Annotated in this window: 14 protein-coding genes; 8 read left to right on the plus strand and 6 right to left on the minus strand. The window is 47.1% G+C overall.

What is annotated here, in order from left to right; translation table 11 throughout:
* The 7 genes from B5Z18_RS25865 (at nucleotide 1) to B5Z18_RS25895 (ending at nucleotide 7,471) form a co-directional block, all read left to right on the plus strand.
* On the plus strand, nucleotides 1-648 hold the full coding sequence (locus B5Z18_RS25865; RefSeq protein WP_079472423.1) for a class I SAM-dependent methyltransferase: 648 nt from the start codon (nucleotides 1-3) through the stop codon (nucleotides 646-648).
* Entirely contained in the window at nucleotides 648-1,553 is a 906-nt protein-coding gene (locus B5Z18_RS25870) for a hypothetical protein (RefSeq protein ID WP_079472424.1), read from the plus strand. Before B5Z18_RS25865 ends, B5Z18_RS25870 begins: the two co-directional genes overlap by 1 nt.
* Nucleotides 1,554-1,566: 13 nt before the next feature.
* A complete protein-coding gene (locus B5Z18_RS25875) occupies nucleotides 1,567-2,976 on the plus strand; it encodes a hypothetical protein (RefSeq protein ID WP_079472425.1) in 1,410 nt (469 codons plus the stop codon).
* Nucleotides 2,976-4,079 carry a glycosyltransferase family 4 protein gene (locus tag B5Z18_RS25880; RefSeq protein WP_159454433.1) on the plus strand — a complete coding sequence of 368 codons (1,104 nt, stop codon included), beginning with the start codon at nucleotides 2,976-2,978 and terminating at the stop codon, nucleotides 4,077-4,079. The genes B5Z18_RS25875 and B5Z18_RS25880 overlap by 1 nt, the downstream gene beginning before the upstream one ends.
* Nucleotides 4,076-4,816, plus strand: a complete 741-nt coding sequence (locus B5Z18_RS25885) for an FkbM family methyltransferase (RefSeq protein WP_079472427.1) — start codon at nucleotides 4,076-4,078, stop codon at nucleotides 4,814-4,816. Before B5Z18_RS25880 ends, B5Z18_RS25885 begins: the two co-directional genes overlap by 4 nt.
* Nucleotides 4,813-6,003 (plus strand): glycosyltransferase family 4 protein, encoded by a 1,191-nt coding sequence (locus B5Z18_RS25890; RefSeq protein ID WP_079472428.1) that lies wholly within the window; start codon nucleotides 4,813-4,815, stop codon nucleotides 6,001-6,003. Before B5Z18_RS25885 ends, B5Z18_RS25890 begins: the two co-directional genes overlap by 4 nt.
* Nucleotides 6,004-6,067: 64 nt before the next feature.
* Entirely contained in the window at nucleotides 6,068-7,471 is a 1,404-nt protein-coding gene (locus tag B5Z18_RS25895) for an undecaprenyl-phosphate glucose phosphotransferase (RefSeq protein WP_079472429.1), read from the plus strand.
* On the opposite strand, the gene B5Z18_RS25900 is transcribed toward B5Z18_RS25895, so the two are convergent.
* Complete coding sequence (locus B5Z18_RS25900) at nucleotides 7,468-8,277, minus strand: FkbM family methyltransferase (protein ID WP_079472430.1); 810 nt, start codon at nucleotides 8,275-8,277, stop codon at nucleotides 7,468-7,470. The genes B5Z18_RS25895 and B5Z18_RS25900 overlap by 4 nt on opposite strands.
* Nucleotides 8,278-8,448: 171 nt before the next feature.
* On the opposite strand from B5Z18_RS25900, the gene B5Z18_RS25905 reads away from it, so the two are divergent.
* Nucleotides 8,449-9,138 (plus strand): DUF3592 domain-containing protein, encoded by a 690-nt coding sequence (locus tag B5Z18_RS25905; RefSeq protein WP_079472431.1) that lies wholly within the window; start codon nucleotides 8,449-8,451, stop codon nucleotides 9,136-9,138.
* Nucleotides 9,139-9,153: 15 nt separating this feature from the next.
* Here the strand turns inward: B5Z18_RS25905 and B5Z18_RS25910 are convergent, their stop codons facing one another.
* From B5Z18_RS25910 to B5Z18_RS25930, 5 genes are all read right to left on the minus strand, one after another.
* Entirely contained in the window at nucleotides 9,154-10,233 is a 1,080-nt protein-coding gene (locus tag B5Z18_RS25910) for a M48 family metalloprotease (RefSeq protein ID WP_079472432.1), read from the minus strand.
* Nucleotides 10,233-11,777 carry a hypothetical protein gene (locus tag B5Z18_RS25915; RefSeq protein ID WP_079472433.1) on the minus strand — a complete coding sequence of 515 codons (1,545 nt, stop codon included), beginning with the start codon at nucleotides 11,775-11,777 and terminating at the stop codon, nucleotides 10,233-10,235. Before B5Z18_RS25915 ends, B5Z18_RS25910 begins: the two co-directional genes overlap by 1 nt.
* 192 nt (nucleotides 11,778-11,969) lie before the next feature.
* Complete coding sequence (locus B5Z18_RS25920; RefSeq protein ID WP_159454434.1) at nucleotides 11,970-13,004, minus strand: alpha/beta hydrolase family protein; 1,035 nt, start codon at nucleotides 13,002-13,004, stop codon at nucleotides 11,970-11,972.
* 38 nt (nucleotides 13,005-13,042) lie between these two features.
* Nucleotides 13,043-15,025, minus strand: a complete 1,983-nt coding sequence (locus B5Z18_RS25925) for a TlpA disulfide reductase family protein (protein WP_079472435.1) — start codon at nucleotides 15,023-15,025, stop codon at nucleotides 13,043-13,045.
* 20 nt (nucleotides 15,026-15,045) lie between these two features.
* Complete coding sequence (locus tag B5Z18_RS25930) at nucleotides 15,046-16,404, minus strand: RagB/SusD family nutrient uptake outer membrane protein (RefSeq protein WP_079472436.1); 1,359 nt, start codon at nucleotides 16,402-16,404, stop codon at nucleotides 15,046-15,048.
* Nucleotide 16,405: the final 1 nt, after the last annotated feature.

Below are 16,405 nucleotides of genomic sequence, written 5' to 3' on the forward strand. Positions count from 1 at the left end.
ATGTCCGGAAGCAGGTTATATGTACAATATGGTTGCGGCCCTTTTTCGGCGCCCGCCGGCTGGAAAAACTACGACTCCTCGCCCACGCTCAGGATTCAGCAAATTCCCGTGATAGGGAAACTGCTGAAACCTGTGATGCACGTGTCCTTTCATAAAGATGTATTGCCGGGCGATATACTGAAAGGGTTGCCTGGTATTAAGGAAAGCTCCTGTGATGGCATCTATTGTTCGCATGTGCTGGAGCATCTTTCTTATAACGACTGCCTCCTGGCGATCCGGAATACCTTTCACATTCTGAAGCCCGGCGGATACTTCCGGTGTGTGCTGCCCGACCTGGAAGGCGCTGCCAGGAGATATATTGATCAGCTGAGGAGTAACGATCCGAAGGCGAACACCGGGTTTATGGAAGAAACGCTGCTGGGTAAAGAAAACAGGGTTCGTGGCATGAAACAGCTGGTGCAGCTGGCCCTGGGTAACCGGGAACATTTATATATGTGGGATCACCTGTCGCTATCACACCAGCTGGCCGCAGCAGGATTTAAAAACATACGGCACTGTGGTTTTAACGACAGCAATGACACGATGTTTAAACTGGTGGAAGAAGAAATCAGATTTAATAACGCCGTTGCATTGGAGGCAACAAAATGATGTTACACACGCCGGTCTTATTACTGGTATTTAACCGCCCTGAACAGGCATTGCTTGTATTCAGGCAAATCAGGCTGCAGCAGCCGGAGCAACTGTTTATTGCCGCCGATGGCCCGCGGCCGGACAGGCCTGAAGACGCGGCGCTGTGCGAGGATACAAGAATGGCTGTTTTAAAAAGTATCGACTGGCCCTGTAAAGTAGAAACCCTGTTCCGCCCGCACAACCTGGGTTGTGGCAAGGCGGTTAGTTCGGCGATCGACTGGTTCTTCAGTCATGTTGAGGAAGGTATTATACTGGAAGATGATTGTGTGCCTGATCCCTCCTTCTTCCCATTCTGCACCACGCTGCTGGAGAAATACCGGTTCAATGACACCATTATGCATATTCACGGCGGCAATTACCAGGCGGGCATCCTGCGGGGAAACGCTTCCTACTACTACTCCCGCTATGCGCATATATGGGGATGGGCTACCTGGCGACGCGCGTGGCAATACTACGATTTTACCCTTCAGCGGTACCGGCATGTATCCCGGGAAGGGCTCAACACTTTCCTGCAATCAGAACTGCAATCTATATACGACAAGCGGGTTGATACCTGGGATATCCAATGGTTTATGTCTGTATGGTTTAATAAAGGATGGGTAATTACGCCCAATATAAGTCTTGTTAAAAATATTGGTTATGGCAAAGATGCCACCCACACCCGTGTTATCCCACGGTGGTTTAAAAGGATACAATACGGCACCATAGCGGATATCGTTCATCCCGGCAGCAGTAACATCAACGAGGAAGCAGACAGGTATACCATCAACACCCTGTACAGTCCAGGCAGGTTATTCGTCAAACTAAAAAAAATAGTAAAAAACAATACACTGTTGTACAACCTGTACAAACGTATTTCCTGATCAGTAAATTTATATGGAAACCGGATACAGTAATCTTCAAAGCAGCAATTTTTTCGTGGAATGTTTCAGGGAAAGCATGCCCCTGATCATTGCGGCAATTTTATTATACCTGTATTACAACAAGCGGATCTCTATTATAGACGCGCTGCTCTATGCTTTTGCATCAGAAGCTTATACGATGCTGGCTATCGGGCCTACATTTACCGCTACTTTTTTTGTAGGCATGTTTATCTTCCTTGAACAGGCGCATCAGCTCTTTACAGGAAAGCAATTCATCCGGAGGGAATATCTTTTCCTGCTGCTGTTACCATTGATATCAAATATCACGGTATTCCTGATCACACAACTTTATAAAGATCCTTTCAGTTATCCCGATGGTAAGCTCTTTGTTTTCTATACAAAGCCTCTTTACTTCTACCTGAAAACCTATCTTCCCTGGTTTGCTATTGGCGCCAGGATAGTACAGGACCGGCAGCAGCTTTCATTCGGGCAGTTTGCTGCCACCATCAGGAAAATTGCTGGTATATCCTGTATCATTGCCCTTATCCAGATTTCCGTACAGCTTATTTTCCGGAATGTGGCATTAAGTGAGCTGCTTGGGCTGCAAAGCCGTTACCTGATGCAGGAAATCAATGGCCCGCTGGGATTGCGGGTACAGGCATTATTCGGGGAACCTAAAATATTCAGCGCCTTCCTTTCTTTAGCAATCCCTTTGTTTATAAAAGACCGGAATTACAAGGCCACAGCGATAATGATGGTAGTAGGCATACTCACTTCTTCCCAAACGTTCTGGGTCAATATCCTGGGTGGCGGGCTCCTGTACTTATGTTTGCCAAAACTGATGTCGGTAAGATGGAAAGTACTCAGCACCCTGGGTATGATCGTTGTCCTTTTTCTTGGGGTAGCCGCCTCTAAGGAATACTTCCTGAAACACTATATGGCTAACCGTAATCAGCCGGTATACCAGATGCTCTTTGAAAGATCCGCTTACCGTTATGATACCGAAATATGGGGTAAGAATAATATCATTCTCGGCATTCCGCTGCAAAGGGATATGGAACTGCCGGTGGTGGATTTCCTGCGGGATGAGCCTTATTTGCTGATATCTGGTTACGGCGCAGGCAACAGCACCTTTATTCCTTCGAGTTATTTCTTCGGGCAGCTCAGCTACCAGAGCCGCATAGAGGGAGTTGGCGGGCGCAATCTCAATATGCGCTGGTTCTTTATCCTGGCAGAATTCGGGGCCGTTTCCCTGTTCTTCTTTTTCCTGATACTTACCAGAACAGGACCGGATGTGCCGCCTTTTCAGCGCAACTACCTGGCGTATGTGGTGGTGTGTTTCTTTTTCAGCCAGATAGATCTTTTCCTGATAATAGTAGCATTACTCTGCGCATATAATAATGAATCCGTAAACGAAAAATGATGCAGGTATTTTTGGATAATATCGTATTCTCTATTCAGAAAGCAGGTGGCGTATCTGCTTACTGGTATGAGCTGTTGTCCGGTATGTGCAACAGCGGGCTGTCCATCGGTTTCTTAAACGCACGCCCGGGGTCCGATAATATCTTTGAACGGAAAATAGAATACCACCGGTTCAACTGTATCCGTGAAAGCTGGATTCCCAGCAAGTATCTCCGCTATCTGCCGGTGCGCTACCCACTTCCGGCCGCGGCAGTTTTTCACGGAGGATACCTGCGGGTTTCCCCCCAGAAAAATATCCTCAACATCCTGACGGTACATGACTTTGCGCACGAACGGAAACTGGCCTCGAAGTTTCCCCGCGGCCTCGCCAATACCCTGCAAAAAGCATACGGCATCAGGCGGGCCGATGGGATCATCTGCATTTCAGACAGCACCCGGAAAGAACTGCTCCACTTCTTCCCCGGCATAGACCCCGCAAAGGTAAAAGTGATTCATCATGGCATTGCCGGCGACTTCTACCCCATCAACAAACAGCTGCCGGTGAGCTGTTCGCTGGAAATAGATCTTCACAAAAAGTTCATTCTCTATGTAGGCGCACGCAGGAACTATAAAAACTTTTTCATGGCGGTAAAAACAATGGAGTTACTGCCTTCATCCTATCACCTGGTAGTAATTGGCGGAGAATCGTGGAATAAAAACGAGATCAGCATGATGAAAGAAAAACTGGCCGGCCGCTATCATATTTTCCCCACTGTAAGCCAGGCCGACCTCAATATACTATACAATCATGCTTTCTGCCTGCTCTATACCTCCGCTTATGAAGGCTTCGGATTTCCTCCGGGAGAAGCCATGAAGGCCGGTTGCCCCGTAGTAACCACCAGCATGACCTCCATGCCCGAAGTAGTAGGAACCGCCGGGCTGATGGCCGACAGGGCCGATCCCCTGCTGTTTGCAGAAAAAATAAGATCGCTTGAAAATGACACCTTCAAACAACAACTGATTACACAAGGACTCCAACAGGTGCAACAATTCACATGGGATAAAAGCGTACAGGAAACAATTGGTTTTTACAAAGATTGCTGGAACTACAAATTCTCGACATGAGTATTATTTTCAAAATTGCAGACACCGTAAAAGTATTCCTGACCTCCCGCAGGGGCCTTACCTCGTTGCTGGAAAAAGGCGCCTCCGTAGCCTCCACGCAGATCTTACACAACTGCCGGCACTATATCCCGTCGCTTGGCGTAATTATAGATGTAGGCGCCAACCAGGGCCAGTTTGCTGTAGCTGCCAGTCACTTTTACCCGCAGGCGCGGATCCATTCCTTTGAACCCCTGCCGGAAGTGTTTCGCCTGCTGCAACGTAATACCCGCAGGCTCACCAGCATTAACACCTACAACATGGCGCTGGGCAACTCCACCGGAACACTGGAATTTTACAGCAACGCGTATTCACACGCCAGCTCGGCGCTGCACGTGTCTGATCTGCAAAAAAATATGCTCCCAAAAACAGCTACTTCCAACCGGATACAGGTGCCCGTACAGCGCCTGGACGACCTCCGTCATAAACTTCCTTTTATCCCCCCGGTACTACTGAAAATGGATGTTCAGGGTTTTGAAAAAGAAGTACTAAAAGGAGCGTTGCACAGCCTGCGGCAAATTGATTACCTCCTGTTTGAAACCTCTTTTGTTCAGATGTATGACGGCGAGCCATTGTTTGATGAGATGCACCATTTTGTGAAAGAACTGGGATTTGAATTCATAGCGCCTGTAGGATTCCTGCAATCGGAAAAATTACAGATCCTGCAAATGGATCTTTTATATAAAAGAAAGAAAGGATGAAAATTGTAGTTAACGACCATTCCGGCCACGCCTTTACATTACAGCTAAGCCGGCAATTCGCTGAAAGCGGGCATGAAGTATTGCATGCTTACTCCGTTTCTTTCCAGTCGCCCAAAGGAAACTTTGAAGACCTGCCCATGCGGGGACTAACCATACTACCCATTATGATCAAGGGTGAATTCGACAAATACTCGTTGTTAAAAAGAAGAAAACAGGAAATTGAATACGCCCGGCAGCTGACTGATAAACTGGATCTTTTTCAACCCAACGTGGTGCTGAGCGGCACCACACCGTTGTTTGTACAGCAACATGTGCAGCAATACTGCATCCGGAAAGGAATCAAATTTGTGTACTGGTGCCAGGATATTTACACCATTGCCATCCGGCAAATTGCCCGCCGCAGGCTGGGATTCGCCAGTTTTCCCATCTGGTATTATTTTAAAAACCTGGAAATAAAACTGCTGAAGAAAAGCGCGCATGTGATCAGTATTACCGAAGACTTCAGCGATCTTTTCGACAAATGGAAGGTGCATCCCAAACAGGTAACGTGTATCCCCAACTGGGCGCCGCTCCGGGAAATAACGCTTACGGCTAAAAATAACGACTGGGCCCACCGGCACCAGGTAGCAGATAAAACCTGCATTATTTATTCGGGCACACTTGGATTAAAACACAATCCATCTATGTTGTCCGCCGCAGCGGCTTATTTCCGCAGGCATACAAATGTGGTGTTTATTGTTATCTCCGAAGGATTAGGCGCCACATTCCTGCAAAAAGAAAAAGAGAAACTGCAGCTGGACAACCTGCTGCTTCTTCCCTTCCAGGATTTCAGGGATATGAGCCAGGTGCTGGGCGCCGCGGATATCCTGCTGGCCATACTGGAAAATGATGCGGGTACCTATTCCGTGCCATCGAAAGTACTCACTTACCTGTGCGCGAAAAAGCCAATCGTACTGGCCATGCCGCCGGATAACCTGAGCGCTGCAATTGTATTGGATAACAAGGCCGGCTATTGCATTTCGCCGGATAATGAACAGGGCTTCTGTCAGCATATTGAAACCCTGCTGGCAGATGCGGCACTAAGACAGGAAATGGGTCATAACGGACGGGCATATGCTGAAAGGAATTTCGACATCAAACATATTGAAAACAAATTTTTACAGGTATTTAATACGATCCTGAACTGATAAAGATTGTCGTTCGTAACCCGGTGCCATCCATACTATCCATCATCTTTTAATTGAGAACGTTATGAAACCCGGCAACCACATTAATTTCCTGCTACGACTCCTGATCGATTATGTAGTACTGATACTGACCTTTTTGAGCACCCGTGAATATATTTCGGGTTTGGGAGATGTATTCTTTTCCGGCTTTAACCTGCTATTGCTGTGCATCAGCATCATCGCATGGACCGTCATTGGCATGTCGCTTCACTTATACGACGAATTCAGAACGAGGTCGTTCTCCTACGAATTTGTAGCCATTCTTAAAACTGTATTGCTTCACGCCTGTTTCTTCACGTTCCTGTTCTTCTACTGCTTTAAATACTATCCTTATCCCAGGACGTTCACGTTGCTTTATGCGTTCCTTACTTTTGTAAGCATTACGGTTGTTAAGTTTATTGTAAAGCAATCTTTGCTCCGGTTGCGGTCCAACGGTTATAATATAAAAAACATCCTCATAGTAGGTACCGGCGATACCGGTATGAAATTCTACAAAACAATTTTATCCAACGACCATTTCGGTTACCGGTGCGTTGGTTTTGTGGATGAGCAAACCAATCCCTATCTGAACGGCCAGTACCTGGGCAAAATATCAGACCTCACCAGGATCCTGGAAAGCCATGAAATAGATGATGTAATTGTTGCCCTGCCGGAGACCTTAAACACGGAAATGGAAAATATTATTATTACCAGTGAGAAAGAAGCCAAACGGGTAAGGATCATCGCAGATTGTCACCGCTTCTGCACCTCTACAGCCAGTATGAACTTCTTTGGCAAATTCCCGCTGTTAACGATCCGTACTTCTCCATTGGATGACCTGGCGAAGCAACGGTTCAAACGCCTTTTTGAACTCTGCTTCACCACGGTGCTTTTTATTACCGTATTCAGCTGGCTGTTTCCGCTTATCGGGATACTGATTAAACTATCTTCACCGGGACCGGTGCTGTTCAAACAAGAGCGTTGGGGACTGAAGAATAAAAAGATCACCTGTTATAAGTTCCGGTCCATGACCAGGAACAGCGACGTGGTAGACGCCAGCGGCCGATATCTCCAGGCCACCCGGAATGACTCCCGCATTACTTCAGTTGGGCGCTTCCTGCGCAAAACAAATCTCGATGAGTTGCCGCAGTTTTTTAATGTGCTGATGGGAGATATGTCGCTGGTAGGCCCCCGCCCTCATCCCATTCCTTTACACCAGGAATCTAAAAATACCATACAAAATTATATGCTGCGGCATGTAGTAAAGCCGGGCATTACAGGCTGGGCACAGGTGAATGGTTGCAGGGGGGAAACGAGAATCTCCGGCCAGATGCAGAAACGTGTAGACTTTGACCTGTGGTATATTGAAAACTATAGCTTCTGGCTCGACTGCCAGATCATTTTCCAGACATTGATGAATATGATCAAAGGCGATAAGAATGCTTATTAACGCCAGGACTTTTTCAGGGCTACAATATTCTGGAAGGAAAAGATTTCATAGCTGGTACTGTTGTATTCTCCGAGGGCTTTGAGTCCGTCGGGTAGCAACCGGTAGAAGTCGTAGCCCGGTAATATGTCTACAATATCTTTGAAGAAGGTTCTGGAGATGATATTCATTTCATTGAACTCTACCTGTATCACATCCGCCAGGCCGCTGGCAATGGTTTGCCTGGCTCCTTTCAATACACTGAGTTCGTGTCCTTCTGTATCTATCTTCAGCAATGCTATCCGGGAGATCTCCTGTTGTGCTACAAATTCGTCGATGGTAGTAAGTGCAATGGCCACTTCCTCGGCTTTTCCCTTATGAAGATGTTCTATCACGCCTTTATACATGCTGGCATGTTCCGAGCCGCCATCTCCCTGGTAGTCGTAAATAGTGGCGGTGCTGCTCACTTCTCCTGCTCCCTGTGGTATGGCAGTGAAATTGTATGTTCCTGCTACAGCGCTTAGCTTGCGGAATGCTGCGGGGTGTGGCTCAAAAGCAAAGATGGGAAGGGTAATGCCGTTCTTTCTCAGCATAACCGAATAGTTGCCCATGTTGGCGCCAATATCCATGATCACCCCGGTGTCGAGCTTCCGGCGGGCTTTCAGGAATTTGATAAACGCCTTTTCCCCGGATACCGTATCATTTTCATGATTCCTGATACCCATGCCAAACATACTTAGCTTATATAGAAAGAGGTTCACGGGATAAAAGACCTTCCGGGCAAATAAGAGTACATACACTCTTTTAACAGATTTTCCGAGGGCATTCATAGTTTGATTATTGGTTGTCGTCAGGAGAATACTGAACTTTACTAAAATTACAGCTATTTATCCAGCCAGGCTTATTCACTTTATTCATTCCTGTTTAATGCCCGGAAGGCGCCCTGTTTCCTTATCTGTACAATTTGGTATCTTGCGCCCTTACCCAATTTGTTCGCCTGCATGAAACGTAGTTCAGTATCGCTTACTTTTAATATCTTCCTGGGAATTGGTTTGCTGATGATTGCCGGCGCCTCGGTGATATACTACAATATCCGGCAATTCAATGCCTCCGCGGTCAAAACCAGTGGAACAGTGGTTGACCTGATAGCCAAAGGCAAGCGGTCTTACGCCCCGGTGGTTACCTATTACGATCAAGCAGGTGTGAAGCATCGCTATATTTCCAGCGTTTCTTCCAATCCTGCCGGTTACGAAATCGGGGAACGCGTTGGCATGTATTATGACCCCAAAAATCCGGATGATGCAAATATAGCCGGCTGGCGGGAGTATTTTGGCGCTATCATCGTTGGTGGCCTCGGGTTAGTATTCAGCCTGATCGGACTGGGTTATTATATTGTGAGAAAGGTGGGCCACTCGCGCAGTGACCAGCTGAAGCAATCGGGGCTCCTGGTTCAGGCCGACTTTGATTCGGTAGACGTCAACCGGTTTGTTCACGTTAACAATCGTCATCCTTTTTTTATCCGGTGCCACTGGAAAGATCCGCTCACCGGGGAAAGCCGCCATTTCAAGAGTGGCTTTATCTGGTCTGACCCTACCCCGGCGATTGGCCCCGATAAAAAAATAGATGTATACATAGATAGAAATAATCCACGCAGGTACTACGTGGATATTTCTTCTTTTGAGCAGCAATAAAAACTACGGGCTGTATCATTGCACACGCTGCTGTTGCTTCAGCAACTTAGCCCTGTCCAGGTCTTTTTTCGCTTCTTTGATATTGATCTCATTAGCCAGCTGCGTTTTCAGCTTGCCCCTGTTCTCAAAAAATTCGGCGTGTTTATTATTAATCATTATTGCCTTGTTGAAATCTTCCAATGCAGAAATCTCCTGGTTCAGCTTCAGCTTTATTTGTCCCCTGTTATTAAACATCATGGGGAGCTGGTTGCTGCTAACCCTATCAAATAACTTGTCGATCTGATCCAGCGCCTGCTGGAACTTTTGCTGCTGATACAACTGGTTGGTGCGGTTAAGCAGTTGTTCTATCCCTTCGGCCCTCACCAGGCTGTCGATGTTTAAAAAGCTGCTCAGGGAAGCGCCGGGCTGATTTACGAAATCATAGCCCTTCGCTATTGCCAGCAGCCGTTTGGCTTTGGTAGGGTGACTGCAACCTGCTTCGAGTTCCGGGGGAGGATGGTTATCAACCGCCATAATGCCCGACTCCGCATTCTTTAATGTTCCATCCAGCTTCTTGATAATATACCCGGAGAAAAAGTCCGCCGCTAATTCTCTTTGCCTGGAAAGGGCGTAAGTCAACGCCTGGTTCCTGACGGAGTGGCCCAGGAAATGGTGGCCCACTTCATGCGCGAAGATTGCAAAGGCCACCCAATCTGTATTCTGGGCTACTAATTTATTAAGGTACCCGCGATTGTATAAAATATACCGGGTACTGTCGCCCCGCGTCATTACCGCTTTAAACACCGGTCCGGGGAAACTGCATTCATACAGGATGAAATTTGCGGCCACCTGGTTATCGCTATCCACCCCTAATAATTGCTGGATTTTAAGAATGACCTTTGCAGGAGTAAAACCATCCGCACTTAATGACGGCTGCATATCCGGAATGCATTCATCTTCCAGCTGACTACTCACAAAACCGCATGAAAAAAGAAAATTACTATCCGCCGGTATGGTATCATTAAGCGGTTGTATAGCCGGGGCAACCTGGCTGTACGCCTTGTATTGCGCCAGCAGCAGTATGATGGCTGCGCCTAACAGTATATACTTTGCCATTACCTGGTGAGATTATAGGTGATTGCCAGAAAATTTCCCCATTTGTAAAAAGACTCCGTTTCCACCGTTGTTCCCATAGTTGCTTTTGGTACAATTTGTCCTTCCTGGTATTTTGACGAAAGCAATGTTGCCTGCGTGAGCGTCCATCCAAAACTGGCTATAAACCGTTGTTCACGGCCTATAGCAGCAGAAACGCCCAGGTGATAATTAAATTTTGTGGTAGATCCGGTAGACAAGCTTACGCCTACGGCCAATGCAGGCTGAAAGTCCCACCCTGTTCTGTAATAAACGTGCATCAATGCGCCGAGGGCGGGTACTACTTTATTGCGGTTATCATTTTTTTCTATTTTCACATTATCCGGATCGCCGCTGATGCTGTCCAGCCGGTAAGACTGATCAAAAAAATTGTTATTCCCGAAGTTCAGAAAAAAGCCGGTACTGAAATCGAGCTTAAACCCGCCATACGTTCTGACAATAACGGGGGTTTGTATACCCGGGTCGGCGCAAATGGTGTTGTCTTTGGGTTCTATCTTAATATCAAATTTCAATTCATCTTTATCTGCAATGGCTGCCTGTCTTATTGTATAATTTACCGGGTTAATCACTTTATAACTATTCACTATTAAATTCTTCTGATCGAGCAGTTTATAGCTATCAATAATTTCGATGCCTTTTTTAACCGCCTCCTCATTGGATTGCATGGTTTCCACTCTTTCATTGGTCACCCTGATTGCCTTATCGAGGATAAGGTTATCATTGGTAAAATCATCTGCTTTCGCAGTTTTCTTTACCGTTAACAGCTTTGCCATCAGCTTATCTGCATCTTCTTTAAAAGGCTTTGCGGCTTCATTAATTTCCTTCACCAGTTGCTCCAGGGTTGCCTTTTCAGTAGTGGCTACCTGCGTATAATGGTCCAGGATATTCGTCACCTGGGCAAGCAACAGTTCTTTTGATGCAGCGGCTGTTTCTTCCCCGATTTTATTATTGTTGACAAAAGTGGTGGTGGCAGCGAGCAGGTTTTTCTCTGCCTGGGGATAAGTACCATCGCAGGCATCCTTTATTGCGATCAGTTCATTTTTATAGTATAAACTATGTTGCAGTACCTCTACTGCTTTCTTAAATTTCTTCAGACTCTCCCAGTAATTGTCCAGCTTATCATTCAACTTTTTATAGCTTGCTTTAAAAGGAGTTAGCTCCGCCTGCCACAGGGCTTTCAGTTTCAAAGCGCCATCATTAAATGAAAATGCGGGCCCGGCGGGCGGTTTAGGATCCTCCGAGGTATTAAGTTCCAGGGATGATCCATCCAGTTTTGAAAGAATTTCAGGTTGTTGCAGGAAGAAATTAGTGCTGGTATTATTTACCTGGATATTGTAGCGGCTTTTATTAATGTTGATGATCTCCAGTACAACCATATTTCCATGACTTACACGGCGTTTTATTTTTGATTTGGGTAAGTCCTGGTAATTAATCAGGATGGTATCAGGTGATTGCGCGTACAGATCTGCTACAGGCAATAGCAATAATAATGAAAGGAGTCTTTTCATGTGTGTAAGTATTAGGGATAAGGAATAACTAACCGGGGCTACGAAGTATTAATTTGTTCCAAAGTAAGAAATATTAATATATCTGCAAAGCTCTCTTTAGTTTTATTTCGCCCCTGTGAAAGCTGGCCTGGTTATAACCAAAAAAGCCATCCCTTGACAGGGATGGCCATCATCACTCTTTGATTTTTGATTTTATAAAAACGATTGCATCCAGTTTTTTATCGCAGTCCAGGCTTCCGGGGCAATATCACCTTTCAGCCGGGGCAGTTCCTCATTGGTGCAGCTTTCGCAATGCAGGAAAAGATGATTTAAACCCGGCAATACTTTTACGGTTACCTGTGGGTTGCCGCTTCCCGCGATGGCAGCCAGGTTTTCCTTATAAGGCACCATGATGTCCTTATCGCCGTTCAGCGCCAGAAAGGGTACTTTAATCTGCTGCAGGAATGGCGCAGGGTTGTGCCGCAGGTGATACTGGTACCAGGGGCCGGTGGCCTGCCGGATATAAGATTCCAGGAAGAAGCGCATATGATCTTCTTCCCCGGCTTTATCTTTTGCGTAGGCGCTGTCGTCCGCATGTTTCCATGCCGCATAGGTAGCACGGAGCCGTGGCTCCAGCTCCGGCGTATAGGCGTAGCGGTAGGCGGTATCAAACATCAGTGTGGTGATGGTATGATGCCGGTTTTTATCGTACGCTGAAATGGGCGCGGCATCAATGATAGCGCTGTTTTGCAGCTTCAGTGCCTCGATGCCGCTGGTGGCCAGTCCGGCGAGTGTGATCACAAAAGCCACATTTTTACTCCCTGCCGCCGCGATGATAGCGGCAGCGCCACCTTCGCTGTGCCCGATCAATCCTGTTCTGGTGACGCCAGGCTGCAGCCGCAGATAGTTGATGGCAGCGAGTGCATCGTCTGCAAAGTCTTTGGTAGTGGTAGTTTCATACACTCCATTTGTTTCGCCGGTGCCGCGGTCGTCTATACGGAGTACCGCAACGCCCATTGCGGCAAGCGAATCTGCCAATGCTTTAAACATTTTATGGCCGGCCATTGTGCCATCGCGGTCCTGCTTACCGGTGCCGGATAATAATACCACGGCGGGAAAGCTTTTGCGGTTAGCCGGAATGGTAAGGGTACCACCGAAACGGATACTTTTATCTTTGTTGCTGAAATAAACATTCCTGCTTTGGGGCGCGTCTGCCTGGCTATATACCCGCGGCAGGCACACCATCATGCAAATAACGATTACAGCTAAAAACCTCCCTGCGTTCCTCATCCTTCTTTCTTTAATAACTCAATGATATAAGATATCTCGTCTGCCAGGGCGCTCGGACTTCCTTTGTAACCAATTCCCAGCCAACGGATCATTCCATGCTGATCAATGATCGCCTTTGCCGGGATGCCGGAGAAAGACAATGTTTGGGCGTATTTGTTATAGGTATCATCGAGGTGACCGGAGGTACTGCTTTTGGCATCGAGTAATACGTTCAGGTGCAAATTCTTCGACTGAAGGAATTTTTTTATCTGGTCGCGGTAGTCCGGTTTGGTTTCCTGGGTGGCAATAAAGAAGAAGTTTACGTTTTTGTCTTTGCTGTATTTATCTGCCGCCATCTGCATGCCCGGCATGGCTTCTTTGCAGGGTCCGCACCAGGTAGCCCAGAAATCCAACACTACAATTTTGCCTTTCATTTTGGCAAGATCAGCCACGCCGCCGGTGAGTTGTTCCAGTTTAAAGCCCGGCGCTTGTTTGCGGATCAGTTGTGCGCGCAATGCTTCCTGCTCTACAGATAATACATCGGCGCTTTTCATGCCCTCGAAGTAAGCATCAAACCCTGTTTCTTTTTTGTGTTTGCGTACATATTCCTGTTTCAGCAGCGCAATTATTTCCGGCGTTGCCTTATTGGACCTGGTGGCGTTTTCAGCAATCTGCATGGCATCTGCATGCCGGCCGGTATTTTCCAGTAAGGTAGCATACAAGCTGAGAAAATCAGCCCTTTCAGCGCCCGGTTGCTCTTTTACTTTCTCCATCCATTGCAGGGCGGCTTTATCATCGCCTTGTTTATGCAGCAGGGAGGCGTGTCCCATAAAGGCGGGTAACGCAAATTTCAGGACCTGTTCTTTCCATTGCAGCGGCGAATAAAACCGGCTGGCGGCGTCACTCCTGTTAGTGGCATATGCTTCGATACGCTCCACCAGTTTTTTGGAGTATGGAAATGCATCTGCCAGTTTAATTTCATCGTGTGCCAGCGCGTTCATGATCAGGAGGCGATGAAATTCTGTAAGCGCTTCGAAAGGCGCCACGTCCATTATTTCATCCAGGTATTGCAGGTTTTTACCGGCCATCACCTTTTCATAAACAACGCTGCGAAAAGCCTTGTTATAATACATCTGCTGTATTTCCGTATTCACTCCTTCAAACTGCTGCGGCGGAAACTTTTTCACAAACTCCTGCCATATCGGATAGCGGCCACCTGCTGGCCCCTTGAACATTTTGAACACCATAGCGTCTCTCGCTGCCACTCCTGAAGGAAAACGGGCGATGATCACATTATTCATGGAGTCGGCGCGGTTCCTGTCTCCCAACAAATTTCTATACGCTTTACTTACATCCATTAATTCCGCTTCAGTAACATCTTTCAAACTACTTATATAATTAATTTCACGGCGGATGATGGTATCAGCGCGTTTCTCGCCGGTGCTTTTCAGGATCTTCATGGCGTTATAAAAAATAAGACGCCTGCTTTCCGGGTGATACCGGAGTTCGTTGTTCATCCAGAACATGGCTACTTCGTTGGTGATCTTCACCGTATCATCTACCGCGGGCGGTACTTCACCTATAAAGGAAGGTGTGCGTAGAAAAGCCCACGCAGCGTATGCAGTAGCCATTTGCCGGCCATCACGGGTGGACAACATGGTGGCATAAGTTAGCGTGCCGCCTTTATCCGTAATGCCGTTGGCGGAGAAATTACATACCAGCAACGCGGTTTTCTCCGGTAAATAATACCGGGTTACCCAGCCTGAATCGGTCATCTTCATTTGCAGGTCGTGCGCTTCCCATTGATTGTTGTTATAGAGATAGATCACGCCACTAACAGGCGCCTGTCCTTTCAGCCTGGTGTTTTCCGGGTTATAGCTGATGGTGACTGAATCCCCTGCTATAGCCCTTTCCGGCGATAGTTTCATTGCCTGTTGTGAAAAGGCCATTCCGGAGAACAACACACACGGCATCACAAAGGCCATTTTTATTTTATTCATCTGAAGATTGCTTTTAGTATTTATCTCGGGTTTTGTTCCAGCGACGGGTTCAGCTGGATATTATACTGCGGAATGGGAAACAGGTACCGGTTGCTGCCAGGCGTAAGCGTATACGTTTCGCCGGTGGCAAAATTGGTACGGGTGATATTTTCCGCAAAACGGCTGTCGGTAAAAAGACGTTTCTGATCAAACCAGCGGATGCAGGTGAAGCATAATTCCCGTCTTCTTTCCTGTAATACTTTTACCAACGCATCGGCTGCACTGGTGGCAGTCATAGGCGTAAAATCGAGTGCCGCAAAGCGTTTGGCCCGGAGTGTATTGATAGCGCTCATAGCGCCGCCTGCATCTCCTGCCCTGGCCCGGCACTCTGCTTTGATAAGCAGCATCTCCGGTACAGACGGACCAATATTGCGGTTACCGCCAATCACCGCTTCTTTGGAATAAACGCGGTAAGTATTTCCGGATAAAGTGTAATTACTTGTAAAATAGCTGTAGCGGTAATCTTTAGTGTCGTACAACGACAGCAACTGGCTGCTCATTACCTGCATAGCGGAATACTGGTGGCTCATTCCTGCTGTTTTGGAAAGAATGATTTCCGGGTTATCTGTGCGCTGCGGGTAACTGCTCAGAGTGGACAGGTCCAGTAACCCTGATTGGATCATCAACGCGTTATCTGCATTTTTTTCTGCCTCCACATACTGTCCCATTTGCAGGTAGGTTCTTGCCAGCAACGCATAGGCCGCAGCTTTGGACGGATAAATATTGTAGGTATTTTTCTCCGGCAAATCAGGAACAGCAGCCTGCAGATCGGTCAATATCTGATCGTAGGCCTGTTGTACCGTAGCACGGGTAGCTACAATGGCCACATCGGGTTCCAGCAGTAAAGGCACTCCCAGGTCCGTAGCTTTGCTGCTCTCATTGTATTGTTTACCATACATGTTTACCAGCGTGAAATAGCTGTATGCGCGGTGTACCCTGGCTTCTGCCAATACTTGCTTTTTCAGCTGTGTAGTACCGCCGTTACTGTTCATTACATCCCTGATCACCAGATTGCAGGGATAGATATTGGCGTAGAGTATTTTCCAGTCGGGGTCCGCAGCTACCACATCATAGTATTGCGCCGCCCACATATAGGCATTGCGTGACTCGGCCGATAAACCCTGTTGTATAGCGGCATCATTGTATACAATATCATCTGCGGTCATATCCGGCATATCTACCGAACGTTCCAGATCCTGGCGGTTATTCATCAGGTACCGGTAGTTCACATAGTCGGAAGGTGTAAGCGCGCCTTCGGTTTTTATATCGGTGTATTTGCTGCAAGCCTGGATAAGTGTGCCGGCAACAATAAAAAGGAGAAATATTTTATATCGTTTCATT

Origin of the sequence: Chitinophaga ginsengisegetis, from assembly GCF_900168065.1 — a bacterium.
GTDB classification, from domain to species: domain Bacteria; phylum Bacteroidota; class Bacteroidia; order Chitinophagales; family Chitinophagaceae; genus Chitinophaga; species Chitinophaga ginsengisegetis.